Annotated in this window: 21 protein-coding genes; 14 read left to right on the plus strand and 7 right to left on the minus strand. The window is 46.5% G+C overall.

Translation table 11 applies throughout. The features are described from left to right. Positions 1-49 precede the first annotated feature (49 nt). From EJP77_RS00725 to EJP77_RS00740, 4 genes are all read left to right on the plus strand, one after another. On the plus strand, positions 50-1,168 hold the full coding sequence (locus tag EJP77_RS00725) for a Gfo/Idh/MocA family protein (protein ID WP_127197280.1): 1,119 nt from the start codon (positions 50-52) through the stop codon (positions 1,166-1,168). 290 nt (positions 1,169-1,458) lie between these two features. After that, positions 1,459-4,971 (plus strand): S-layer homology domain-containing protein, encoded by a 3,513-nt coding sequence (locus EJP77_RS00730; RefSeq protein WP_127197281.1) that lies wholly within the window; start codon positions 1,459-1,461, stop codon positions 4,969-4,971. A gap of 140 nt (positions 4,972-5,111) precedes the next feature. After that, a complete protein-coding gene (locus EJP77_RS00735) occupies positions 5,112-5,489 on the plus strand; it encodes a nuclear transport factor 2 family protein (RefSeq protein ID WP_127197282.1) in 378 nt (125 codons plus the stop codon). Positions 5,490-5,491: 2 nt separating this feature from the next. Beyond that, positions 5,492-6,154 carry a formylglycine-generating enzyme family protein gene (locus EJP77_RS00740; protein ID WP_127197283.1) on the plus strand — a complete coding sequence of 221 codons (663 nt, stop codon included), beginning with the start codon at positions 5,492-5,494 and terminating at the stop codon, positions 6,152-6,154. Between the two features lie 67 nt (positions 6,155-6,221). Here the strand turns inward: EJP77_RS00740 and EJP77_RS00745 are convergent, their stop codons facing one another. Continuing rightward, positions 6,222-6,551 (minus strand): ArsR/SmtB family transcription factor, encoded by a 330-nt coding sequence (locus EJP77_RS00745; protein WP_127198243.1) that lies wholly within the window; start codon positions 6,549-6,551, stop codon positions 6,222-6,224. 1 nt (position 6,552) lies between these two features. Beyond that, positions 6,553-6,954 (minus strand): SRPBCC family protein, encoded by a 402-nt coding sequence (locus tag EJP77_RS00750; RefSeq protein ID WP_127197284.1) that lies wholly within the window; start codon positions 6,952-6,954, stop codon positions 6,553-6,555. Between the two features lie 137 nt (positions 6,955-7,091). Between EJP77_RS00750 and EJP77_RS20535 the strand changes: the two genes are divergently transcribed. The 6 genes from EJP77_RS20535 (at position 7,092) to EJP77_RS00775 (ending at position 12,084) form a co-directional block, all read left to right on the plus strand. After that, positions 7,092-7,232 carry a hypothetical protein gene (locus tag EJP77_RS20535; protein WP_185897085.1) on the plus strand — a complete coding sequence of 47 codons (141 nt, stop codon included), beginning with the start codon at positions 7,092-7,094 and terminating at the stop codon, positions 7,230-7,232. 177 nt (positions 7,233-7,409) lie between these two features. Continuing rightward, on the plus strand, positions 7,410-8,348 hold the full coding sequence (locus EJP77_RS00755) for a hypothetical protein (RefSeq protein WP_127197285.1): 939 nt from the start codon (positions 7,410-7,412) through the stop codon (positions 8,346-8,348). A gap of 80 nt (positions 8,349-8,428) precedes the next feature. After that, positions 8,429-9,166, plus strand: coding sequence for an ABC transporter ATP-binding protein (locus EJP77_RS00760; protein ID WP_127197286.1), 738 nt, complete (start codon positions 8,429-8,431; stop codon positions 9,164-9,166). After that, positions 9,159-9,905: an ABC transporter permease gene (locus tag EJP77_RS00765; RefSeq protein ID WP_127197287.1), complete on the plus strand. Its 747-nt coding sequence runs from the start codon at positions 9,159-9,161 to the stop codon at positions 9,903-9,905. The genes EJP77_RS00760 and EJP77_RS00765 overlap by 8 nt, the downstream gene beginning before the upstream one ends. 17 nt (positions 9,906-9,922) lie before the next feature. Further along, positions 9,923-11,401: a sensor histidine kinase gene (locus EJP77_RS00770; RefSeq protein WP_127197288.1), complete on the plus strand. Its 1,479-nt coding sequence runs from the start codon at positions 9,923-9,925 to the stop codon at positions 11,399-11,401. Beyond that, entirely contained in the window at positions 11,398-12,084 is a 687-nt protein-coding gene (locus tag EJP77_RS00775; protein WP_127197289.1) for a response regulator transcription factor, read from the plus strand. The genes EJP77_RS00770 and EJP77_RS00775 overlap by 4 nt, the downstream gene beginning before the upstream one ends. Positions 12,085-12,210: 126 nt before the next feature. On the opposite strand, the gene EJP77_RS00780 is transcribed toward EJP77_RS00775, so the two are convergent. From EJP77_RS00780 to EJP77_RS00800, 5 genes are all read right to left on the minus strand, one after another. After that, on the minus strand, positions 12,211-13,704 hold the full coding sequence (locus EJP77_RS00780; protein WP_127197290.1) for a response regulator: 1,494 nt from the start codon (positions 13,702-13,704) through the stop codon (positions 12,211-12,213). Between the two features lie 11 nt (positions 13,705-13,715). Further along, on the minus strand, positions 13,716-15,533 hold the full coding sequence (locus EJP77_RS00785; protein ID WP_246021586.1) for a cache domain-containing sensor histidine kinase: 1,818 nt from the start codon (positions 15,531-15,533) through the stop codon (positions 13,716-13,718). 28 nt (positions 15,534-15,561) lie between these two features. Beyond that, positions 15,562-16,395 carry a carbohydrate ABC transporter permease gene (locus tag EJP77_RS00790; RefSeq protein ID WP_127197291.1) on the minus strand — a complete coding sequence of 278 codons (834 nt, stop codon included), beginning with the start codon at positions 16,393-16,395 and terminating at the stop codon, positions 15,562-15,564. A gap of 2 nt (positions 16,396-16,397) precedes the next feature. Further along, positions 16,398-17,291, minus strand: a complete 894-nt coding sequence (locus EJP77_RS00795) for a carbohydrate ABC transporter permease (RefSeq protein WP_127197292.1) — start codon at positions 17,289-17,291, stop codon at positions 16,398-16,400. A gap of 110 nt (positions 17,292-17,401) precedes the next feature. Next, on the minus strand, positions 17,402-18,712 hold the full coding sequence (locus EJP77_RS00800; RefSeq protein ID WP_127197293.1) for an ABC transporter substrate-binding protein: 1,311 nt from the start codon (positions 18,710-18,712) through the stop codon (positions 17,402-17,404). 315 nt (positions 18,713-19,027) lie between these two features. Here EJP77_RS00800 and EJP77_RS00805 point away from each other — a divergent pair, with 315 nt between their 5' ends. The 4 genes from EJP77_RS00805 (at position 19,028) to EJP77_RS00820 (ending at position 24,794) form a co-directional block, all read left to right on the plus strand. After that, the gene (locus EJP77_RS00805) at positions 19,028-21,625 is read left to right on the plus strand and encodes a glycosyl hydrolase (RefSeq protein WP_127197294.1); all 2,598 of its coding nucleotides are present in this window, start codon (positions 19,028-19,030) and stop codon (positions 21,623-21,625) included. A gap of 184 nt (positions 21,626-21,809) precedes the next feature. After that, a complete protein-coding gene (locus tag EJP77_RS00810) occupies positions 21,810-22,640 on the plus strand; it encodes an AraC family transcriptional regulator (RefSeq protein ID WP_127197295.1) in 831 nt (276 codons plus the stop codon). Positions 22,641-22,739: 99 nt separating this feature from the next. After that, positions 22,740-23,729, plus strand: coding sequence for an aldo/keto reductase (locus EJP77_RS00815; protein ID WP_127197296.1), 990 nt, complete (start codon positions 22,740-22,742; stop codon positions 23,727-23,729). Between the two features lie 153 nt (positions 23,730-23,882). Then, positions 23,883-24,794, plus strand: a complete 912-nt coding sequence (locus EJP77_RS00820; protein ID WP_127197297.1) for a helix-turn-helix domain-containing protein — start codon at positions 23,883-23,885, stop codon at positions 24,792-24,794. Positions 24,795-24,997 lie beyond the last annotated feature (203 nt).

Below are 24,997 nucleotides of genomic sequence, written 5' to 3' on the forward strand. Positions count from 1 at the left end.
GCTTCGTTAGCACGCGACGAACAACAATAATTACTAGGAGGAATGTGAAATGAAACTCGGGTTTATAGGGTGTGGCGTCATCTCGGTTGCTCATTTGGAAGGATTGGCACACTTAAAAAAATTAAATAAACAAACATTCGAATTAACCGCTGTATGCGATCTTCGGCTAGAACGAGCTGAGGCATTTGCTTCGGAAGTTGAGAAGCAGCTCGGGAAACGTCCTGAAGTATTTACCGATTACCGTGTAATGCTGGATCAACAGGGTTTGGATGCGGTTTCGATTTTGCTGGACCATGATCTGCATCATCTTGTGGCGGAGGATTGCTTCGCTGCCGGTGTTCACGTTCAAATGCAAAAACCGCTCGCGATCTCCCCTTCTTTCGGACGCAAGATGAGTGCTGACGCCAAGAAATACGGCAAAATCTTGACACTGTCTGAACCCAGTGTATTGGGCGCCAGCAATGTTGCCATGGTCAGAGCAGTAAAAGAAGGTCTTATTGGTTCCGTATACATGATGATAGACTACGCCGCTGTTACGTTAGAAAGAAAGTTCTTCGCCGGTACGGCATGGCGGCATATGAAAGGAAGAGCGGGGGCCGGTTGGATTAATGACCACGGGGTTCATCGGACTCATTTTTTTACTGAAGTAAATGGCCCAATTAAAGAAGTGTTTGCCTATACAGATATATTCGAGAAGCAGCTGAGTGATGGGATCAACACCATTACTCCTACGGGTGAAGATACGTCCGTAACGGTATTTCGTTTTGAGAATGGAGGATTGGGGCACTGGATGTGCAGTACGGCTGCACATGGGGAGAAGATGGGCGGCGTATGGATTTATGGCAGCAATGGTTGTCTTCGTCCCGGTCAACATGCTGTTATGGGTGACGGACAGGTGATACCAATGTCGGAGCTTATCGAGCGTTATGCCCAGAATGTGGTGGATGATCCTTTTGCCCATTCTTACGTGGAGTTGGCTGAAGCAATAACAGAACAGAGGAGACCGATATCAAGTGCGGAACGAGGGCTTGAGGCGCTTAGCGTTGTGTTCGCTGCACTGGAGTCGGCGACGACTGGCCAGCCAGTTCGAGTGGAAGAGATTATCCATGGAGAGAAACATGTGTACGAAGATACTGTACTTGAGGAAATGAACGCTGGAAGACCATAAGAAACGGTCCGTTCAGGGAGCGTTCACGGAGCGTTCAAACGAGTGTTCACATTTATCTCACTCCAAAAGGGGCTTTCCCAACCAGCCATTTCATGGCTTTTGGGCAGCCCTTTTTTTGCGCCTATGCTAGTTACCGACTTATTTCGACTTATAACGACAAAATTCGATCTTTTATCTTTAGATTATTCTCGTAAATGCCGATAAGAACTTAACGGATCTGATTACATAAGAATTTATATGTGAATTGAAGCATGGATTCGTAACTTTAAATTAAGAATTGAGGGAAAGTAATGAGGTCAACACCCAGCAAATGGCTGATTGCATTAGCACTCACTGTCCTCTCATCTCCAACAGCTATTCAGACTGTGGCGTTGGCAGCTAGTGGGATAACTTCAGAAAGCCCTTCAGACCGTCTTCCATTCAAAGACATCGGTAAAGTGACGTCGGAGCAAAAAGCAAACATCCTTCAAGCAGTTCAAGCAGGCATTTTGCATGGTGACCCTAGTGGATCATTTCGCCCATCGGACCTTCTGACTCGTCAAGAGATGGCGGTTTTGTTGACCCAAGTCTTGAATCTGCCTGTCCAGCAAACAGCGAGCAGTTTCACGGATGTAGCCGGGCAAAGTTGGTCTAGCCCTTATATTGAAGCCGTTCATCATGCTGGCCTAATGAATGGAGAGGGCAATGGTAAATTTAGACCAAAGGGAAGAATCTCGAGAGAGGAGATGGCGGTTCTGCTCATGCGGGCAGCGCAGCTTTCCCAAGGAATAGAAACACCCAATTCTTTCAAGATGGCGGATTGGAATCGTGTCAGTGGATGGGCTAAACCATCCGTTAGCGCTGCACTTGAATCAGGCTCTATGGTGCCGATGAATATGAAATTTGAGCCGAAGGCTGAAGTTAAGCGACAAGACATTGCTCTCTTTATGCTTTCAACTTTCTACCCCAAGGAACATCTGGCTCATCTTCAACGCGTGGAAGACGAGAAAGTACAAATTAACGGTATTGAGTACAAGCTTGCCGACTCGGTTAAAGGCATACTGAATTCAGATAATGGCAAAGTTCTGAAAGAAGCAGGAATTGAGTTCTCCGCAGCGCAGCGTACGATTCGGTCCATTACTAAGCTTGAGATTCATTCAAGTGGTCAAGCTCCATCTCTATATGCTCCGGAATTTAGCGGTAACCTCGTTCTGGATGGGCATGGCTCATCCATCGAAGGGGATCTGACGATTGCAGGAGACTTTGTATCTGTGAAGAATCTGGACGTTAAGAATGATTTTACGATTACTCCAAGGCTCGGTCATGACTTTTATGCATACAAGTTAATGGTTCATGGAGAGTCGAAAATTCAGGGTGGAGACCAGAATACGGTATTATTTGAAGATTCCCAGCTGCAAAATGTAGAGGTATCCAAACAAAATGTACACGTTGTTACCCAAGGTGATTCCTTGGTAGAGCAAATGACATTGAAGTCCAATGCGACGATAGAAAATAGCTCCTCTTCCACTATTCAGCAGGTCACCGTACTCTCTGGTGCACAGCAGGTTGAATTACAGGGAACAGTACAGCAATTGGCAGTCAATAGTGACCAGCCAACAAAGCTGACGGGCAGCGCCGCGATTGAATCATTGATCGTGAATAATTCTGCACCGGTTAATCTTGCCTTCACAGGTACAATCGCTAACTTACAAGTAAATAATCCTTCTGCAAGTATTAATGTGAGTTCAACTACAAATGTGATGAACACTACCCTTGCCCCGGGCGTAACCACATCAACCGTTTCGGGCAGCGCAGCAGTCTCAGGCGTATCGGGAGTTGGAACGACTACACCCATTGCGGCTAATACCGCCCCTGTATTGATGACGAAATACAGTGAGCAGGCGATAACAGTAGGAGATGTTGATCTCCAGGTTGACTTGCTCGGTCATTTTACGGATGCAGAACAGTCTGTTCTTAAATATACAGCTGTATCTTTGAATACTGGGATATGCACGGTTAAAGTTGAGGGAACTAATCTAGTTCTAAAAGCTGTAGGCAAAGGGACTGCGACGATATCCATAGCTGCTGATGACCAGGCTGGCAAAAAAACCGGTACAACCTTTAAAGTCAAGGTTAACGAGCCACCGGTCTCGACAGGCATTCCAGATCAGAGCAAGGAGATGGGGAGCGGTGATGTCACGTTGTCATTGAATACCCTATTCTCAGATTCGGAGAATGATCCTCTGTCCTATGAGATTTCCACTGATGATCCATCCATTGCGACGTATAGACTAACAGGGGATCAGCTTGTGCTCACCCCTACCCAAGCAGGGAAGACGAAGGTTACGGTTAAAGCATCTGACGGCCGGGGAGGCAGCGTGAGCAAGGACTTCCAACTGACGGTAACTGCGCCTGTGATACAGAATCAAAAGCCGACTGTTACACAAGTTCTAGTGAATCAGACAATAACCACTGGGGGTTCTGACTATTCACTTGATCTTGGATCGGTCTTTACGGATCCCGAGAGTGATGCCTTAACTTATGAAGCGGACTCTTCCGATACAGCAATCGCTTCAGCAGTAATCAGTGGTCCTATGTTACAAATTCACGCTTTGACTCCAGGAACAACGATGATTCAGCTCAAAGCCCGTGACGGTCACGGAAATGAAGAGAACACAAGCTTCCAGGTTGATGTTGTAGCTCCTTCAAATCCAACACCTGAACCGGATCCGACACCGGTTCCAGATCCAACACCGGTTCCAAACCCGAATCCGATCGCTGCAAACCAGGCGCCTGAAGTTATAAGCTCAGTATACGAGCAAGTATTGACTATGGGCGTGACTAATCCAAGAACCTTTGATTTGACTCAATTGTTCCAGGATAAGGATGAAGATCACTTGTCCTACACGGCTGTTTCTCAGACAGCTGATGTTGTGAATGCTGTAATTAACGGAGACACGTTGACACTTACTCCTGGTTCTTCGGCAGGGAACACACGAGTAACCATTACAGCTGATGACGGCCACGGGGGAACATCGACGTATGACATAGCTGTTCGAAATGCCCCGCTCGTGACCAATGGCAAAGTCGAAATTCGCACGAAACAGGGGGTACGGGAATCAGTTACTTATGATTTGTCAGCCTATTTTCCAAACGAAACATCCTTCAAGGTGTATACTGGAACTCCTGACTCTACATTTACTGGCCCAACTACTCTAAGTGGGGGAATCTGGGCGTGGAACGGGGATACATCGCAGTCGTTCTGGATCATTGGTTCTAATGGCTCGGCTGTTGTAATTCATGTTACAGCGGAGGTTCAAGGTCCTGAAGATCTGTATTTCTCGCAGTACTTATCGATAGATAAGACCCGCACAGCGATTGAATTATTCTTCAATCCTGTTGGAGATACATCTCAGCCGGTTGCAGGCGGATATGAACTGGAAGTTCACCAGTACAATCCAACAACAAGAACGCCGAAAGTATGGAGCCAGCCTCTTCTTCAGTTCAATAAAGGAATGCCATATATCTTTATTGATACAATTTTTTATGACTTTTTTGATATCATTAATGCGTGGTATTACAACGATGAATTGGGACTATTCCAGTCCAACACAAATTTCACTACCGGTTATGTTTTGAAAAAGAACAGTCAGATCATTGACGTGCTGGGTGACCCGTACGGGACAACTCAATTCATGCCAAATGGCGGTACCATTGTCCGCAAGAGTGGAATTAAATCAGGCTCATCTTCCTTTAGCCAGGCTGGAGAGTGGAATTCCTACCCTGTAAATACGCTTCAATTCTTCGGTCGCCACACGCCATAACGCATTTATGAAATGAACTTGATTAGTACAAAGCCCCGATTCTATTCCTAAGAATAGAGCGGGGCTTTTTGTTCTCGCATTGGCAGCATATGGAAAGTATAATTGGATAAGACAAATTAGAGAGGAGCATGAATTTGAACATGGACGAAAGGAAAGAAATTATTAATAAGTATATTGAGGCGTACAACAATTTCGACATCCAGGGTATGATGAGTTGCTTACATAGTGATATTTTGTTCAGAAATATCTCAAATGGAGAAGTTAATACGGAAACCCGAGGAATAGAGGAGTTCAAAGAGCTGGCAGAGAAGTCGACTGCTATTTTCTCAAGTCGGTGCCAGTCAGTTACAGGCTTCGCAGCAACAGAGGACAAAGCTGAAGTGCAGATTGACTATGAAGGCATACTGGCTGTTGATTTGCCAAATGGACTACAAACTGGCGATAAGATTCAGCTGAAAGGGAGAACTGTTTTCCAGATCAAAGAAGGTAAACTCGCTTTAATCGAGGATTACAGTTGAACATGAATATAGAACTAAGTTTTCCGTTGATAAACATACCTTCTGGGGAAGTACAATTAAGGGACGACCGTATCAAAAAAACGTGGACGGCCCAGATCGAAGCCTTCCAGCTTGCGCCAATTCCCGTAACGAAGGCTTTATACAGCTCTGTTATGAATCAGACAGCCGATTGCCCTCAAGATAGGAACGCTCCGGTTACAGAGGTGTCATGGCACGATGCCATCTCGTTCTGCAATAAGCTCTCTAGGCAGTCGGGACTTGGGGAATGCTATACATTGGATGGCAACGTTCCCGAATGGAATAAGGAAGCGAACGGATATAGGCTGCCGACGGAAGCGGAATGGCAGTATGCCTGCCAGGCGGGAATGGGCGGATACCGATACGATGAGCTGGACGCTGTGGCCTGGTATAGCGATAACTCGGGAGGTGGCGTGCACGAGGCAGGTCAGAAGAAGCCAAATGCATGGAAGCTTTACGACATGCTGGGTAACGTCTGGGAGTGGTGCTGGGATGTCTATGATGCCGAGGTATACGGCTCCTACAGGGTTTTTCGCGGAGGGAGCTGGGCAGAGGAAGCCCGAGGCTGCGGAGCTACGTGCCGGCGCCGTAGTCATCCTACATTTCGGATTGACGACCTAGGTTTTCGGATTGCCAGATCCCTATAAGCATAACCAGTCTCAGCTTGAAGGCATAGTAATAAGCTGGCCTACGGTTCCCGGGCCAGCTCGATATTTACTTGTTATCCTCGGACTCTACAAAATTCTTGAGCAGAGCCATTTTATTGTCCCAAAATCGTTCGTAGAAGCTCAGCCACTGCTTCAATTCAGTGAGCGGATCTGGATCAAAGCGGTAGCGGGTCTCGCGGCCAACTTTTCTCTCTTTGACAAGTCCTGCATCGGCAAGTATCCGTAAATGCTTGGATACAGCCGTTCGGCTGATCGGAAAGTGTCCGCTTATTGCCGTTACGGGCATCTCCTTGTCGACAAGCATTTTAAGCAGACTGCGACGGGTAGGGTCTGCAATAGCTTGAAAGACATCATGCTTCGCAGACGCTGCACCCATGCTAGGCTTGGACATATTTGCCGAGTCGCTGCCCAATCTCTGCCCAGCCATGATTCATATTGTTATAAGGGATCTGATCCGCCGCATCCCATCCTGCATGGGTAAGGGTGAATTCGGTCTGACCTTCCAGTTCCTTCAACTCAAAAGTGATAGTCCAGTTCTTGGCCCAGCTGAAGGAAAGCTTGTCAGGGGGCTCAAGCTCAGTTACCTTACAAAGATTCTTGCCATATGGGCCTGCGTCGAGGTAGAATTCATGTCCAATTTCTGCCTTAAAGTCATTGGGCATGAACCAGGCGGCCATCCCTTCAGAAGTGGAAACAGCCTCCCATACTTTCTGAATAGGGGCGTTAAATGTAAATGTGTGCTGGATGTCCGGCAGTGAATTTGAACTTGAATTGCTCATGTGATGTAACCTCCGAATGTTATGTTTTAATATGCAACCAAATGGTTTCCGTTTATGATTATATGACACCAAATGGTTTCGTGTCAATGCATGAAACCTGCTCAAGTCGATCATGTTAAGACATGGAGGTGATCGATTTGTCAGGAAGAAACAATAAACCGAAGAATACAGGTCCTGCAGCCAGCCCCAGCCGGCTTGATCAGTTCGGGCAAGAGCTTGCGGAGGATATGGTAACCAAAGTGGGTAAAGGCAATACATCCCGGCAGGAAGAGAAGTAGAAACTTACGAGCTAAGATCAGAGCAAGGGCTGTCTCATCGTCATCTTGGATGACTGATGAGACAGCTCTTTTTCTTTTTGTTATTTAAGAAAATTTTAATAAATGGTTCACTGGCAATTTATTTTTTATCTCTATCATTGCAATTGTAGTTAATCAGATAACACAGGAGGATGTAAGATGAAGAAAAAATGGTTAGTGTTAGGAAGTACAGTAGGTCTCAGTGCGGCGCTTATGGTGACAACAGGCCTCAGCGCGATGGCGAGCACATCAGGTTATGAAGCATACAAGTCGGCCTTGAAGAACAGCCATACAGTCCAGAGTGTTACTTTACAGGCTAACGCTTCTCTCAAGGATAATGGGAAGGTACTGGAGACAGCTGATGCACAGCTTAAGCTGAATCTGAAGAACGGGAATATGAGCGGGAACACCGATCTCTCCGCTGGCGGCGAACATCAGAAGCTCAGTATGTATAACCAGAATGAACAGACGATTCTAAAAACGGATAGCAGTGATACTTACTATGTGAAGCAGGATAAAGATGACACTAAGGCTGAGTTCAAGAAAATGCATCATTCCAAAGCAAGTGACCCGGAAACTTCCCGTCAGGTAGAGACGGTTATTGATGCGCTGGTCGGTAATCTGAAAGATTATGTGAACATGGATACGGCTTCAGATGGTTCCAAACAGATCTCTCTGCAGCTTGATCAAGCCCAGCTTCCTGCCGTTGTCAATGCGATTGCACCTCTTGCTATTAAAGAAGCAACGAAGCATAGAGAAGAGATTCAGTCTAAAGAGAGCAACCCTTCGGCTTTCCCTTTCCATAAACAATTCCTGAAGAATGAGGTTCCACAGCTTACTCAAGATATCAAGATTGATCATGTCTCTGTAAAAGCTAACGTCAATGCGTCCAATTACATTCAGCATCAGGAGGCGGACTTGACTGTGTCCGGTAAGGATGCCAGCGGTGCTGCTCATCAGCTGGTTATCCATCTGCAGGCTGACTTCTCCGGCTTCAACAGCACAACACCTGATACCCTTGATTTGAAGGGCAAGAAAGTCCAAACCTTGAAATCTAACCACGAAGGTATGTTAAAGGCTGATGGCAATAACAAATAAGAGTTAATTGCTGAGTGGACAGACAGGTAGGGTGCTTCTGCAGCCTGTCTGCCCTTATTTTCTTACTTGGAGGGATTCAATTGGAATCTGTACTAAAGACGGTCAACCTGGGCAAGAGGTATGGAAATGACAGGGGCATACATGAGATTGATCTTGAGCTTCATGCAGGGGATGTATATGGATTGCTCGGTCCGAATGGGGCAGGGAAGACTACATTTCTAAAGGCTGTAACTGGTTTAATCCGTTATGACCAAGGGAGCGTATCCCTGTTTGGTGAAGAGGGCGTGGTCAGCTTTGACAAAGGACTTGAGCAGGTGGGATGTATGATAGAATCTGCCGACTTCTACGAATTCCTTACTGCGAAGCAGTATCTTCAAAGTGTCGCCAGGTTCCATCCTCAGGTAAAGGCCCAGAGAATTGATGATCTCCTGGAATACGTTGGGCTCGCTTATGTTCGTAATGATAAGATCAAAGGCTTCTCAACGGGAATGAAGCAGAAGCTTGCGCTTGCAGCAGCAGTCCTGCCGGAGCCGAGATTCGTCATTCTTGATGAGCCGACGAACGGCCTGGACATTGAAGGGATCGTTATGTTCCGGAAGCTTATTCAGAGTATGAATGAGGAGAAGAAAACCACCTTCCTTATATCCAGTCATATGATTCATGAGCTTGAACAGCTATGCAACCGTGTAGGCATTGTCGTTCAGGGACGGCTCATAAAGGAAGGTTATGTCACAGACCTGCTTGCGCATAATCAGTCCCTGGAGGCGTTCTATATTGAACAGCTGCATCAACACAAAGGGGAGGTTCAGTATGTATAAATGGACAGCTTCTTACTTCAATGAGCTTACACTTTTATTTTATCGCAGAAAAGTTATCTTGATCGCACTGTTCTCGGCAGCTCTCCCGGTGCTCATCGCATTTGCCCTGAAAGGTCTGGAGCCGCTGCTTGCCCTTCTTGCCGTAGGACCATCTTTTCCTATTGAAATGTTAAGCTTATACACAGGCCTCTGGATACCACTGGTAATCATGACGCTTACAGCAGATCTATTCCCGCATGAAGTGGCGTCCAGAACTCTCAAGCTTGCTTTTCTTAGACCGGTTACAAGGCTGCAGGTGTTCCTAAGCAGAGCAGCTGCTCTGGCTACATCTGTTGGAGGAATTCTGGTCATTCTGTTCATCACTACATTCCTGTGTACTTTATTTGCAGGAACTCTAACTGGATTCGGCGAAGTTCTAAGTAACTTGAAAGCCTACGCGGCTGCATTTATCGCTATGCTTGCGGTCTCCGCCGTATTTGTATTCATCGCCCAATTCTTTAAAAGCGTGAGCGGCTTCGTTATTACAGCGCTCGTACTGTATGCAGGTTTTAAAGTTGCACCATTTCTGCTAAGCTCCTTCTCGGCCTTTTCGCCCTTGAACTATACAGACTGGCATATGTTATGGCTTAGTTCTTATGTGCGGGCAGGTACTCTGATCACCGGCACCTTGTTCCTGCTGGCCAGCAGTGTACTGTTCTTCTCGCTGGGTTATTACAAATTTGATCGCACTCAGGTCTAACATAAAGGAAGATGTAGATGTCCATCCGGTTAAAATTAATTCTCTCCTATGCAGCTATGCTAATAGTCCCGCTAGTCTTGATGGTGATCTTGGCCCTGCTGCTGACATTCGTCTTCAAAGGTGATCTTCAGGCTTTACATGAGAAATACGGGTATTCTAAGGATTATTATGAGGATCACAGCCTTGAACGTCTGGTAAAGGAAATAGGCAGGACCGCGAAGAGCAACCCTTCCATGTTGTCGGATTCCGCTTATCTCAGAGAGCTCTCGGAGGAACTTGATCTTACCAATTCCAATCTGGTTATACGCAAAGAAAATCAGTACGAATATGTGTCCCCCTCATTGAAGAATAAGGATCTTCTATCGGTGTTGGCTGATTATAAAGATAGGGGTACGAGCAGAAAGAATGAAACGCTCAAGTATGACAAGGAGTCAGTCAACATGACACTTTACAATTTCACTTATGAAGATCATCAGCCGGGAACCGTATTTATAGTTACCAGCGTGAACCCTGTGATTCATTTTGTACAAAAGTTCGCTTTTATACTATTCCTAAGTCTGATTTTCATTCTGATATTAACACACACGCTGCTCACTTATTTCGTATCCAGGAGCATTATCAGGCCCTTGAACAAGTTGAAAGACGCCACCAAGCGGATCAAATCAGGGGATTTGAATTCAGAGCTTCAAATTACGAATAAGGATGAGATAGGGGAGCTAAGTCTTGCATTTGAACAAATGCGTGTGAGATTGAAAAATTCTATTGAGACCCAGCTACAATATGAAGAGAACCGCAAAGAGCTGGTCTCAAATATTTCGCATGATCTCAGAACGCCGCTCACGGCGATCCGCGGTTATATTGATGGAATTGGAGACGGAATCGCGGATACGCCTGATAAAGTGAAAAAATATATGGATATCATCTCACTCAAGGCAGAGGAGATGGATCATTTGATTGATGAGCTGTTTCTGTACTCCAAGCTGGATCTTAATCGTCTTCCTTTCCACTTCGAAGAGATCAACCTGCATTCTTTTCTTGCGGATTGGTCGGAGGAACTGCTCTTTGAGCTTAATAAACAAGGGGTACAGTTTCACTCTCATCTTCAGATTGCGGAGGAGACGAAGATTTCGATTGACCGTGACAAAATCCGGCGGGTATTCTCGAATATCATCAGCAACAGCTTGAAATATATGAATAAATCCGAGAAGGAGATTGAACTCAAGGCTTATGAAGCCAGGGGGCAGCTGGTTCTGTTCATTTCAGATAATGGCCAGGGAATCGATGCAGCGTCTCTTCCTTATGTATTTGAACGATTTTATAGAGAAGATCCTTCTAGAAACAGCGTTACAGGGGGGAGCGGACTTGGCTTGGCTATAGCAAGACAGATGATAGAAGGTCATAGAGGAAGTATTCAGGCAGAAAGTGTGAAGGGGGTAGGGACCAGCATTAGAATCACGCTCCCGCTTATCTTTAATGAAGAGGGTGACCGGATTTGAAGAATATTCTAATCGTAGAAGATGAACAAATTATTGCAGAGCTCGAAAGAGATTATCTGGAAGTAAGCGGCTATCAAGTAGAGATCGCTTCAGACGGGCAAAAGGGACTTGAACTGGGACTTAGCGGACAGTATGATCTGATCCTCTTGGATTTAATGCTTCCGGGAATGAGCGGGTTCGAGGTCTGCAGGCAGATTCGCGACAAGTTAAATGTGCCTATCCTAATGGTTACCGCGAAGAAGGAAGATATTGACGTGATAAGAGGCCTAGGCCTTGGCGCGGATGATTATATTACGAAGCCCTTCAAACCGGGAGAGTTGGTTGCCAGAGTGAAGGCCCATCTTGCCAGATATGAGCGGCTGATTGGAGATAAAGCAGGGCCGAATGAAATTCGGATCCGGGAGCTTCGAATTGATGCAGATGCCAGAAGAGTATTTCTGCAGGAGAATGAAGTTGGCCTGACGACCAAGGAGTTCGATCTGCTGCATTTTCTCGCCCAAAATCCGAACCGGGTCTTCAGCAAGAATCATCTGTTTGACAGCGTTTGGGGCTTCGATTCCTTAGGCGATGCCCAGACCGTTACCGTTCATATTCGTAAGCTGAGAGAGAAGATCGAGACTGGACCCTCGAGAACCGATTATATTGAGACTGTTTGGGGGGCGGGGTATCGTTTCCGAAATTGAGAAGAGCCTGAGAATTCAGGTTTTTTTGTATAGAAGAAGCGATAAATACCATAGGACGCGAATACTAACTTCTTCGCGCCCTCCTGATAAGATGTGGATTCCGGGTCGGTGCCCGCGCAGGTATGATTAGCGTGAAATCAAACCAGATTGCCCGGAGATTTGTTTGTAGGTATTGGGAGTTACCCCTACAATGCGCTTGAACAGTTTATTGAAATAGGCCGGATCTGCATAGCCCACCTCTGCACCTATACTATGAATCTTTCTCCCAGGTTCTGACCGAAGGAGCTGCTTGGCTTTATTAATGCGGACTTCGATCATATAATCCGTCAAGGTGAGGCCTGTCTCTTGCTTGAAGAGTTTGCTTAAATAGCTGGGGGTTAAATACACCATTTGGGCCAGCTCATTTAGCTCGGCCTGGTGCTGATAATTAGCGGATATCCATTGTTTTACCGTTTCGACAGCGTTAGCACCCATACACATCCGCCTGGTACGGATCTCTGTGAACATGGAGTGGAACGCGTTAATGAACTGCTGCTCCAATTCTGTATAGGTCATACATGCCATAAGTATCTTCTCAAGTTCTGCATACGAACGATAGATGAAGTTAAATTCCTGCAGCTCATGGGCGGATATCTCTCTAATCAACTGCGCGTACCCAAGGTAAGCTTCCGGCTCGGCATATTCTGACTTTAGGGACATAAGCCCTTCCTTGATCCATCTCATTATGTTCTCAAGGTTCAGAATTTGCAGCTCGTGAATCAGCTCGGTTCTGCTGAGGTTTAACCTTTCCAGAACATTTGAGGTGGGAAGATCCAGATCCCGGATGTTGGATATATGCAGATAAGACTCGCTATAAATACCCCGATCGCAAGCTTTCTTGGCCTCCAGATAGGCGGGGTAGAAGTCTGTAAGATCAGTATAGGAACGGCTTATTCCCATATGAAGGGTAGGCCGGGTCGGAACCGATATTGAACTGCAGATATTTCTTAGCTCGTGATCGGTGAGCTCCCTCTCGGAATAGCAGACCAGGATCAGCAATCTTTCCTGAAGCTCCAGGCGGTCAAGTAGAACAGGTACATTCGTCAGCTCAACTTGCAGGTCTCCCAGCCGGCTCATTTTGATGGCAATCAGGGTAAAGCAGGGACGGGGCATAACAAGTTCGGGCAGCAGATAAGGCGATGAGACTTTGCTTAGCAGGATAGACAGCAGAAGTCCTGTGCGCTGACGCTCTTCTCTGAGCCGGGCAGATTCCTTCTCCTCGTTGAGCCGGTACAGCAGTTCGAACAATTGATCTTTATTAATAGGCTTTAATAAATACTCAACTGCTGAATACTTGATTGCTTCCCTAGCGTAATTGAACTCCGTGAAACCGCTCATCAGGATGGAGCGAATCTGAGGGCGTTGTTCTTTGAGCTCCCGAATTAATTCCAGCCCGCCAATTTGGGGCATCCGAATGTCTGTGATGATGACATCGATTTCGCTCAGATCGATGTCATCCAGCACCTGCTGCCCATCCGAGCAGCTGGCTGTGATTTGGAATTCAGGACTTTCTTTTTGGATCATACGGGCAAGCCCTTCGCGAATTAAGACCTCATCATCTACAATCACAATACGCAGCAACTTGGTTCCCCCTAACCTATATTGTTCATCTGTGTTGTCTTGGACAATCCATCAATCCTGAGTGTTACGACGGTGCCAACACCAGAAGTGCTATCTACTTGAAGACCATAAGAGTAACCATAGTGGAGACAGATGCGTTCGTTCACGTTGCGAAGGCCAATTCCAAATTTCTCCCCGGTGTCCGAGGAGCGAAGACTTTGATTCAGCGCTGCAAGTGTCTCTTTGTTCATCCCAACGCCATTGTCAGCAACCGAGAATAGGGCCGTATCCTGCTCATACCAGGCGGTGATTGTGAGAAGACCGGTTCCTGCCTTCTTCTCCAATCCATGAAATACCGCATTCTCAACAATAGGCTGAAATACAAGCTTAAGAACGGGTAAGTCCAGGAAAACGTCAGGTACATCAATCATTAATTCAAATTTCCCTGGGAAACGAATCTGCAACAGCTGAAAGTAATTTCTCACATGATCCAGCTCCTGGGCGATCGTCACGGTCTCTTCACTTCGTACAATGCTGTATCTCATTTGTAGTCCTAAGAGATAAGTCAGCTCTGCAACCCGGGGATCGTCATTACTCTCTGCGAGCATCCTTATGGATTCTAAGGTGTTGTAGATGAAATGCGGATTAATCTGGCTCTGAAGCGCGCGCATATCTGCCTTTTGCTTACGCTTCTCGGTAAGGGAGACCTCTTCCAGCAGATCTTTAATCCGAGTGATCATCCGGTTGAATTGACTGCCGAGCAGTCCGATCTCATCATTGTATTTGGGATTCAGGGATACCCCCAGATTTCCGCGCTGAACCTGCTTCATTAATCGGACCATGGACTTGAGCGGCTTGGTAAGCGCGTAAGAGATCACGGTCGCTACACATAGAGCAAATCCGATAATAATAAGTGTGGTAACAATTAAGGCAGAGCGGTTCTGTTCAAAAGAAGATAGGATGTGACTCTGCGGGATGTTAACAAGCGTCACCCATCCTGTAACAGAGGATACGGTATACACGGTTAAATAGGAGTGACCTTCAATCTCGGATTGAAACGAACCTCTGGGTGCTTTAACTTTTTGCATCAAATTCTTCAACTGCTTCGAAGGGTCAAAGCTGCTGTTCTTGCTGGCGAAAAGAATACTCCCTTGGGTATCCACAATAATAGAACTTCCGCGCGTTACTTGATTCACAGGATCGAGAATTTCATTGAACATATTCGTATCCGTATCAAAGACAATAATTCCGATATCCTTGAGCGTACTTGCGGATTTGACGGTCCGGACCACACTGAACACATCTTTGCTTTCGCTCAGGTTGACCCTAATCGTGTGCTTGCCAGTCAGTATGGGTGAGGACCCGTTATTTCGTATTAAATTGTTCCATTGTCCCCTTTGTTCATAAGGATAGAGCTCATTGATTGTCGTATTCTTGTCGTAAAATACAGCTCCGAATTTATCAACGAGATATACGGCTGTAATCTCTTCCTTCGTGTGGCTGAGATAGCTAAGGAACATGGAGATACTTACGTTTTTGTCCCAATTGGTTACTTTTTGCTCCAAATAATACTGAACATCCTTGTTATATAAGGGAAGAACGGTATAGCGCTTCAAATCGGCTACGTAGCTGTCGATCGTATCGGAGACATTGGTTGTCATTTGAGCTGCATTATTCGTTGCGTTCTGAAGAACGGACTCCAGGGTGGAGCGGGCAGAAAGGTAGCTGACATAGGTGATCGGCAATGAAATGAGAAAGACAAAGATGACGATCAGCTTTTTTTGCATGGAAAGGTTGGCTAGGAACAACCATCCCCGGTGCAGGGCAGCACGTATCATTGAGAACTTCACTTTGGGCCTTCCTTTCCAACCCTGTAGCCTATTTCACCGCACCGCTGGTCACGCCTTCAAAGATATACTTCTGCAGGAAGAAATATAGAATTACGGTTGGCAGTAGAATCACCAGAATTGCTGCACAGATTAAATTCCAATCGGCCGTATCCACACCCTGGAAACGCATGAGTACGGTAGTGACTACGCCAAGGCTCTGTTTGGGCATATATAAATAGGGAATATACATATCATTGTAAATACTGATCGTCTTCAAAATGACCAGTGTAGCGGTTGCGGGAGTAAGCAAAGGGAATATAATGGACCGGTATATTTTAAATAGAGAAGCTCCTTCAACCATGGCGCTTTCATCCAAATCTACGGGAATGTTCCGGATGAACTGAAGATATAAGATAATCTGGATTACATCGGCTCCAATATATAGAATGATAGGGGCTCCCAGCGTATTGTACAACCCCAGACTTTTAATAATGCCAAAGGTAGCAACTTGAGTAGTAATACTTGGAATGATCGTAGCGACAAGGTACGCACCAAAGATCACCGGCTTCAGCTTGAAACTGAACCGTCCAAGAACATAGGCTACCATCGTTCCGAACAGAATATTTAGGGCCAAAGCAACGACAATGATGATTAGAATGTTGCCAAAGCCGCTGAGCAGATGTCCCCGCTTGAACACGGTCAGGAAATTATCCATATTGAAAAAACTCTTAGGAAGTGCCATTGAATTACTAGTATTAAATTCATCCGTAGACTTGAAGGCATTTACAAGCACCACATAAGGCGGGAAGAGCACGACGAACACGCCAACGAGCAAGGTTAAGTATTTAATGATATCGATAACTCGGAATTTGGATTTTCCCATGGCTATTTGTTACCTCCCCGGTTAAGAACAAGCTGTTGAATCAAGAGGACAAAGACGACAAAGAACAGCAGAATGATGCTCATGGCCGAAGCGAGTCCGTAATTGTTATACGCAAACGCTGTCTCGACAACACGCTGTACATAAGTCTGACTTGCACCGGCTGGTCCGCCTTTGGTGAGCACAAAAGGAAGATCAAATACTTCGAGTGCGCCTGTAACGGTAAGGAACAGATTTAGCTGGATCACCGGCTTCATATTCGGAAGCGTAATTCTCCATAAGGTCTGCATGGAGCCTGCTCCGTCAATCTTGGCCGCTTCGAAGATATCCCGCGGGATCGCCTGCAGTGAGGCGATATAAATAACCATGTTATAACCCATAAAGCGCCATAATCCTGTTGAAGCCAGGGAGTAATTGACCAAGCCTTCGGTACCGAGCCAGCTGGTCTGGGAGAGACCGGACAGGCCAAGGTTCCCCAGCAGAAGATTGAGGGAGCCGTTCGTTGTGTCAAATACATAACCGAACATGAAGGCTACAGCAACGCCGTTCATGATATAAGGCAGGAACAAGAGAATGCGGAAGAAGTTCTTCCCGCGAAGCCGATTACTCAGAATGACGGCAAAATAAATCGCGATAATGTTCTGCACGACACCCATGACGAAATAAGCAAAGTTATGCTCAAACACTTTGAAGATGTCCGGATTGCTGAAAACTTCCCGGTAATTAGCCAGCCCGACCCATGGCTTCTCCGGGCTGTATCCATCCCAATTGGTGAAGCTGTAGTAGATCAGCTTGATTGCCGGGTAGTAGGTGAACACGCCAAGCAGAAGCAGAGGAATGGTCAGGAAAGACACGATAATGATAGTTTTTTGCTTATTGTAGGACATGGTTCCAAACATCGATCAGACCTTCTTTCTCAAATCTTCAGGTTTTAAATGAAAATGGATTATCCGAAGGAGATAATCCATTTTCATATTTGTGGCTGGATGGATTGAACTAAAGACTGCGATTAGTGCTTTACTTCTTTTCTTGCTTTGGCCCAGGCCGCGTTCCATTTGTCGAGTACCTTTTGTGGATCAGGAGCGAGTACGAACTCTTGGGCAACCGCAGGCAGATCAAGCTGTGCTTTGTTGCTGATATCGGTAACTACAGGATCATCGACTGTACCTTCTTGGAGCTTAGCTCCGCCGGACTGGAACTCTTTAAGCTGCGGGAGCTTGGACTCTTTGTCCTTGAGTGGAGGGATGAATCCAGCGAAATCCTCGTAGCCTGAATCCTCGAGCATCCATTTTACGAAAGCCTTTGCCGCATCAACATTCTCGCTGTCCTTGGCTACAGCGTAGAAGAAGTCTGGGCTGAGTGCTGCAGAAGGAGTGCCTGAGTTATCATATGGCAGCGGGAAGAAACCTACGTTATCCGAAGTAGTTCCTGCTCCGATAACCTGGTTAATGACCCAGTTACCCAGGAAGTACATGCCGAATTTGCCTGAAGCAATATCTTTCTTGGACTGTTCCCAATTTGTCGAGTTGATGTCTTTCTCCAGGTAACCCTTTTCGTTAAGCTCACGAAGCAGGCTCATAGCTTTACCGTAACCGTTGTCCATGGTGAATGGCGTATCGGTGTTCAATTTGTCATTCGGGAAGCTAGGATTGTTCTCGATCAGACGAGGCAGATCATAGACCCAGTTGTTCAGCGGCCATTTATCCTTAAAGTTGGAAGCTAGAGGGACAATGCCTTTTTGCTTCAGCTTCTCGCAGGCTGCCAGGAATTCATCCCATGTCTTAGGTACTGCGGTGATGCCCGCATCAGCGAATGCCTTCTTGTTATATACAATCCCTGAAGTCGAGTTACCGGATGTAATTCCGTACACTTTACCATCAGCTACTTTGAAGTCTTTAAATGTAATGCGGTCATTAAGTCCAAGGTCGTCTAAAGGAGCGAAATATTTAGGAAGATCTGAGTTGGGAATGGTTGGGATGAACATGACGTCAGGTAGTTCCTGACTGGCCATTCTAACTTTAGCCTGCTGGTTGTAGTCTGTCTGAGAAGGCTCGAGCTCGACTTCGATATTCGGATATTTCTCATGGAACCGCTTGAGATAATCGTCATATTCCTTCCCGATCATATCTGTCCGGTTGGTGAGGAAGGTGATCTTGCCGCTGATGTCAGCGCCTTCCTTCGCCGTCGTCTTCGTTGAAGTGTTCGTGTCCGTCTTCGCGGCAGAATCACCGCCGCTTGAACTATCGGAACCGCAGCCCGACAGCAGCATGGACATAACCATTACCATGGATATCCCCGATGAGAACAATTTTTTCTTCAATTCATTCGCCCCTTTTCATTTTTGTTAGCGTTTACATCGTCATTATATAGCTGTTTTGAAATCGATTTAAAGGTACTCAAATGTGATTTATTGTTCTGAATTATCCTGTTTGCGCACATTCGGTAGAGGACCGCAGGCACAACTATAACAAAATACAATGAATCATAAATGTTGACAAGACAGTTATATAAAAACAAATTCAGTCCCTATTTTTATAGAAAGAGGCTTGCTAAAATCTCTATTAAACCGCTTACATTGCAGAAATGACGCGGTTTTTCTCTCAAATCGAACTTCTATTACATTAAGGAGGTAGTTATGAAGAACTTTCAGAAAGCATGGATCACACTGCTCACCGTTGTGCTAATGATGTCCATTATGTCGCCGGTACTTGCATCGAGTGAGAAGAAGCAGACAGGGCAAGCTGCGGGAATGCAGAAGAAGATCAACCTGGCAGACTCAGAGGCAACAGCCAGCACCCGATCCCTATTCGTATATCTACAGAGTATCCGGGGAAAGCAGACCCTGTTCGGTCAACAGCATGCAACTGATGAAGTATTGTCTGCGAAGTCAGGCACGGGTCCCGCTTCCGATGCCAAAAGCGCGGTGGGAGATTACCCAGCTTTATTTGGATGGGATACACTCAGTCTGGAAGGCTTCGAGAAGCCAGGTTCAACTTCTAATACACCTGAACAGAACCGGGATAATCTTGTGAAGAGCATGAGACAGGCCTATGATATGGGCGGGGTGCTGACACTAAGCTCTCATATGCCTAATTTCGTAACAGGCAAGGACTTCTATGATACCAGCGGAAATGTGGTAAGTCACATCCTACCAGGCGGGGACAAGCACAAGCAGTACAATGCTTTTCTGGATAGGATCGCGGACTTCGCCCTCCATCTCAAGGATGGGAAGGGGAATAACATTCCGGTTATTTTCAGACCGTTCCATGAACAGAATGGCGGATGGTTCTGGTGGGGCGCTCCGTATGCGACCAAGGAGCAGTATATTGAAATCTATCGTTATACGGTGGAATATTTAAGAGATGTTAAGGGAGTACATAACTTCCTATATGCCTTTTCCCCGGGCAGCCCATTTAACAACTTGGATTCAGCCTATCTGAAGACTTATCCAGGTGATGACTATGTGGATATATTAGGATTTGATACGTATTATGACGGCAGCAATCAAGGATGGTTCGATACGGTTGTGGATGATGCGAAGCTGATCTCGAAGCTGGCGGATTCCAAGGGGAAAGTGGCCGCTTTTACCGAGTTTGGATACTCGGGCGTGAAGCCGACAGGAACGGCGGACAAGAACTTCTACACCAAGTTGATTCGTGCTATGCAGTCCGATCCGGATGCTAGCCGCATGGCTTATATGCTGACTTGGGCGAATTTCAACTATGACTCGATCTTTGTGCCTTACCGCAACTCCGCGCAATACGGAGATCATGAGCTTCTTCCTGACTTTGTGAATTATTACAAAGATCCATATACCTACTTCAGCCGTGATCTGAAAAATGTATATAAGAACAAAGCTGTTACTGTAAAAGAACAGCCCTTCATGCATATCGTCTCGCCGACTGGACAAGAGACCATCCGGACAAATACCACGACAATCCGGGCAAGAGTACTGAATCAGAATGTGTCCAAGGTCGTGTACTCCATCGGCAATTCAACCACTGAATACCCGATGACACTTGCTAAGAACGGTTATTATCAGGCAGACTGGACGCCATCGGCTGACCTGAATGGCAAAGGGACTGAGCTTACTGTAAAGACATATGCCAAGAATAAGACGATGCTTAAGCAGACGATTACGGTATATGTGGGTATACCTGAGATTTCACTTAAGACCATTTCTTTTGAAAAAGGGATCGATGAGGTTCGTAACAATGGGACTTGGCCGGCTGAGATGGAATCCCAATTCTCCTTCGCTAAGCTTGGGGACGACGGAAAGCTAAGAATCGACGTGAAGAATATGGTATCTTCCGACTCGTGGCAGGAACTTAAGATTGGACTTCCCAAGATCTCGGCAGTTGATCTGAAGGATGTGAACCGGGTTGCATTTGACGCTTGGATTCCCGTATCTGCAGGTTCGAAGAACCCGGATGCCAATCTGCACGCAGCAGCCGAGCTGTCTCCGAGCACTTCCAAGTTCGAGACTAAGGCTCCTGCCAAGCTGACGGCAATGGACACTGTTACGGTGGGAGGAACCGTCTATGGCAAATATACAGCTTCCATAGATCTTACTGACGATAAGCTCAGACAAGCTGCAGAAGGACTATCGATTGCGTTAATCGGCAGTGGTCTTGAATATTCGGGACCGCTCTATGTAGATAACATTCGCTTGATTAATGCCTACACGGGGGAGTCCACCGATCCTAATCTGGTAGATGGCTTTGAAGGCTACAAGGGGAGTAATGACCTTCTTCGTGCAGCATACAGCCCTAATGGGGATGCCAATACGATTTCTCTGGACACAGCACACAAGGCAGCAGGGGATTATGGCCTGAAGTTCGACTACACCTTGGCGGGTCAGGGGTATACAGGGGTCACTCTCAATCTAGGGAGCCGCGACTGGTCATCCCGTAATAAGCTGAAATTCTGGTTGGAGCCGGATGGCAAGAACAAGAAGCTGGTGATTCAGGTCAAAGCGAATGATGTCTCATTTGAGTACTATCCTTCGCTGACAGATACAACACCACGGTGGGTAGAAATTCCGTTCGAAGATTTCGTTGTAGCCTCCTGGGACACTAGCAATGCTGGCAAGAAGCTGGATGCCGTAAGCGCAGCCAAAGTCCAGGCGTTCTCTGTATATGTGAATGCACCTGCGGGCGAGAGCTACACCAAGGATAATCCATTTAAAAGTATAATATATATCGATGGCATTGAAGCCATCTCTTCAAATTAAGCTTGGACTCAAGTAAGTAAGGAGCTGTTCCAGTAACCATCCACGATGGCTGCAGGGAACAGCTCCTTTTTAGTAGATAACAGAATAATAGAATTCTGGACAAGCAGCATCTGGGTGAAAGGGCTTTCGAATTGTGGTACGATGTCTCGTAGAATGCAGGATACCGAAGGGAAATCATTGAGATATGGCTATATTTCACTATAATATGGATCGTCCTGAACGCGAGGATCAAGAAATATTCCTTTCCTACTGGGGAAAAGAGAAATGCACACCCGGTCATTCGTTCGGACCTGGGGTGAGAGATGTCTACAAAATTCACTTCATCCATTCCGGTCAAGGTCTGGTGAGAGTGGGACGTATGACTTACGAGCTCAGCGCGGGGCAGGCCTTTCTCAGTTATCCGGGCGAGGTCATCTATTACCAGGCGGATGAGAGTCAGCCTTGGACTTATTCGTGGGTAGCTTTTCAAGGGAAAAGAATAGAAGAGTTGCTATCACGCACCCGCTTGACTCCGGAAGAACCGGTATTTCCGATGGATACGCGTCTTATGCCTGACCTCTATAATCTGCTTAACGAAGCGGCTGATCATCAGGTCACTCAAGACCTGCGTCTGCTCGCCGTTATGGCCGATTTCTTGTCCGTACTCATCGAGGTCGCTCCTGCGTCCTCAAGTACTCATCTGCACTCCAATACTAAGGAAGAATATATTCACCGCTCTCTTGAGTATCTGCACAGCCATTATTGCGAGAATGTCTCACTCACTAAGCTGGCTACCAATTTGGGTCTTAACCGGAAGTACTTATCGACCATCTTCAAGGATGCTACAGGCCTGCCTCCAAGGCAGTACCTCCTTCGTTACCGGATGGAGCGGGCTTGTGGACTTTTGAAGAAAGGGAACTATACGATCAGTGAAGTTGCTGGTTCTGTCGGCTATCAGGATGCGCTGTTATTCTCCAAAATGTTCAAGAAAACGATGGGCGTATCGCCCAAAGGTTATCGATCGTCTCAGCCATGAGTATCTGACTTTATTCCATATTTAACAGCCTTCTTGACATGGGAATTCGGTCCGAACTCGGCTATAGTTGTCTCATAAACTCTTAATGGAGGCGAGAACATGTCTTATCAAGCAAACAATGAACGATATGAATCTATGACATATAACCGCAGCGGGAAAAGCGGTTTGAAGCTGCCTGCGATTTCCTTGGGGCTGTGGCACAATTTTGGCGGAATCGATACCTATGAGAATGGAAAGTCGATGGTGAGAAGAGCCTTTGATCTGGGCATTACCCACTTCGATCTGGCGAATAACTATGGGCCGCCTGCGGGTTCGGCGGAAGTATCTTTCGGCAGAATGCTTCAGGAGGATCTTGCACCGTACAGGGATGAGATGGTTATTTCAACGAAGGCCGGTTATTATATGTGGCCAGGACCCTATGGAGAATGGGGTTCCAAGAAATATCTCGTCTCAAGTCTTGATCAAAGCTTAAAGCGGATGGGTCTGGATTATGTGGATATTTTCTATCATCACCGTCCAGATCCGGATACTCCACTTGAGGAGACGATGTCCGCGCTCGATTTGATTGTCCGTCAAGGAAAAGCACTTTACGTGGGCTTATCTAACTATAGACCCGAGGAGACCCGCCAGGCCTCCAAGATCTTGAAGGAGCTCGGTACGCCTTGTGTCATCCACCAGCCAAGTTATTCTATGATGAACCGCTGGATTGAAGAAGGGCTGCAGGATGTTCTGGATGAAGAGGGGATTGGTTCGATTGTGTTCTCCCCACTTCAGAAGGGGATTTTGACCGACCGTTATCTGCATGGAGTTACACCGGATTCTCGCGCCGCCGGGCCGAGTGTATTCCTTCGTCCAGAGGATATTACCGATGAGGTGATCAGCAAGGTATCCAGATTGAATGATCTGGCAGCTGAGCGCGGCCAGAAGCTGTCGCAGATGGCTCTTGCCTGGGTTCTTCGCGGGGGAAGAGTAACTTCGGCATTAATCGGGGCAAGTAAAGTCAGCCAAATTGAAGATGCCGTAGGGGCACTGAACAATGCTGAATTCACTGCAGATGAACTTAAGTTGATCAACGATATCTTGAATTAACTATAACCTGAATACGGCATGAGAAGAGGGAGATTCCAATAGGTCACTGACCGGGGATCTCTCTTTCTCTGAGCAGGAAATATCTGCTTATCTACTTTCTGGTTAATAATTGTTAAGGTATTAACAACGACTAACTAGAGGAGATGAACTGCTATGGCTAGAAAATTATGCTTGTTCTGTGATGAGATCGTTCCTATTGAGGCACACGGGGATTCAGATAGATTCATAGGATGCCATTGTTCTCCGGACGGCTATTACTCTCTTAAGAGAAGCAGCTACACTCCTATCCAGAATTTGTCCCATATACTTAAAAGACAGATGTTCCCCGTGATCTCCGCCTACATCCGGGAGAAGACGGACCTGGATCAGAAGGTGAGTCTAACGTTGGAAGACATGGATTCGATCATGAACTCAGCAGAAATCCCTGTAACGATTGAAGATAAAGGAACCCGGTTCCTGCTGTACTTGTACCGGCATTCGGATGGGGCCGGTCATCCCGTGACGATACGTCCCTTATCAAAATGTTATAATCTGACCTACTCTCCAAATTTGCAGGAGCTTGTGTATATCATTGACAAGCTAAGAGGGGAGGAGCTTATTGAACGGGAAGGCGGAACCTTCAAGCTCACCGACAAAGGCTGGAGCGAAGCCGCGGCCAGAAGCGGCGGTCGGAAGCTGAAATCCTGTTATGTGCTGCTCCCCGACCATGAGCTGATGAGAACAGCTTGGGCAGAGAAGATTCTTCCCCGGCTTGAGCAGTGTGGTTATAGTCCGATACTCCTCCATGAAGCCTGGACCATGAACCGGGATATGACTCCCGGTGAACTTGTCTCTGACAGTAAGCTTGTGATCGCCGACATCACATCGCACTCACCAGCCGTATATTTTGCAGCCGGAATTGCTGAGGGTCTGAATATTCAGGTGATCTGGACAGTCAAACAATCGGAAGAAGCGCCTCTGGCGGTTCCCTCCCAGCATATACGCCCCATGGTCTATGAATTGGAGGATGAGCTGGCTGCTATGCTGCAGCAGAAGCTGATTTCCAAGACAGATGAAGTAGCCTGAGTTAAAAAGCCAAAAGCCGCTGGTTTTGGTCATACCCTTGTTAAGTAGACAGGGGTATGATCATTTCTCAGCGGCTTTTTGTAGTGTTGATGGGTTCACAAACTTAAGCTGGCTTCTAACTATTTACCGAGTACCAGAAAGTCGTTCTAGATTACATTATAAAGCCTACAGCGAAGTAGAAGAAACGAGCATATGGAGTATAA

This window comes from Paenibacillus zeisoli (assembly GCF_003994465.1).
GTDB lineage: Bacteria > Bacillota > Bacilli > Paenibacillales > Paenibacillaceae > Fontibacillus > Fontibacillus zeisoli.

Excerpts from the sequence above, each read along its gene's own strand:
- EJP77_RS00725 (WP_127197280.1), top strand. The coding sequence starts at position 50 with ATGAAACTCGGGTTTATAGGGTGTGGCGTCATCTCGGTTGCTCATTTG.
- EJP77_RS00730 (WP_127197281.1), top strand. The coding sequence starts at position 1,459 with ATGAGGTCAACACCCAGCAAATGGCTGATTGCATTAGCACTCACTGTC.
- EJP77_RS00735 (WP_127197282.1), top strand. The coding sequence starts at position 5,112 with ATGGACGAAAGGAAAGAAATTATTAATAAGTATATTGAGGCGTACAAC.
- EJP77_RS00740 (WP_127197283.1), top strand. The coding sequence starts at position 5,492 with ATGAATATAGAACTAAGTTTTCCGTTGATAAACATACCTTCTGGGGAA.
- EJP77_RS00745 (WP_127198243.1), bottom strand. The coding sequence starts at position 6,551 with ATGGGTGCAGCGTCTGCGAAGCATGATGTCTTTCAAGCTATTGCAGAC.
- EJP77_RS00750 (WP_127197284.1), bottom strand. The coding sequence starts at position 6,954 with ATGAGCAATTCAAGTTCAAATTCACTGCCGGACATCCAGCACACATTT.
- EJP77_RS00755 (WP_127197285.1), top strand. The coding sequence starts at position 7,410 with ATGAAGAAAAAATGGTTAGTGTTAGGAAGTACAGTAGGTCTCAGTGCG.
- EJP77_RS00765 (WP_127197287.1), top strand. The coding sequence starts at position 9,159 with ATGTATAAATGGACAGCTTCTTACTTCAATGAGCTTACACTTTTATTT.
- EJP77_RS00770 (WP_127197288.1), top strand. The coding sequence starts at position 9,923 with ATGTCCATCCGGTTAAAATTAATTCTCTCCTATGCAGCTATGCTAATA.
- EJP77_RS00790 (WP_127197291.1), bottom strand. The coding sequence starts at position 16,395 with ATGGGAAAATCCAAATTCCGAGTTATCGATATCATTAAATACTTAACC.
- EJP77_RS00795 (WP_127197292.1), bottom strand. The coding sequence starts at position 17,291 with ATGTTTGGAACCATGTCCTACAATAAGCAAAAAACTATCATTATCGTG.
- EJP77_RS00805 (WP_127197294.1), top strand. The coding sequence starts at position 19,028 with ATGAAGAACTTTCAGAAAGCATGGATCACACTGCTCACCGTTGTGCTA.
- EJP77_RS00810 (WP_127197295.1), top strand. The coding sequence starts at position 21,810 with ATGGCTATATTTCACTATAATATGGATCGTCCTGAACGCGAGGATCAA.
- EJP77_RS00815 (WP_127197296.1), top strand. The coding sequence starts at position 22,740 with ATGTCTTATCAAGCAAACAATGAACGATATGAATCTATGACATATAAC.
- EJP77_RS00820 (WP_127197297.1), top strand. The coding sequence starts at position 23,883 with ATGGCTAGAAAATTATGCTTGTTCTGTGATGAGATCGTTCCTATTGAG.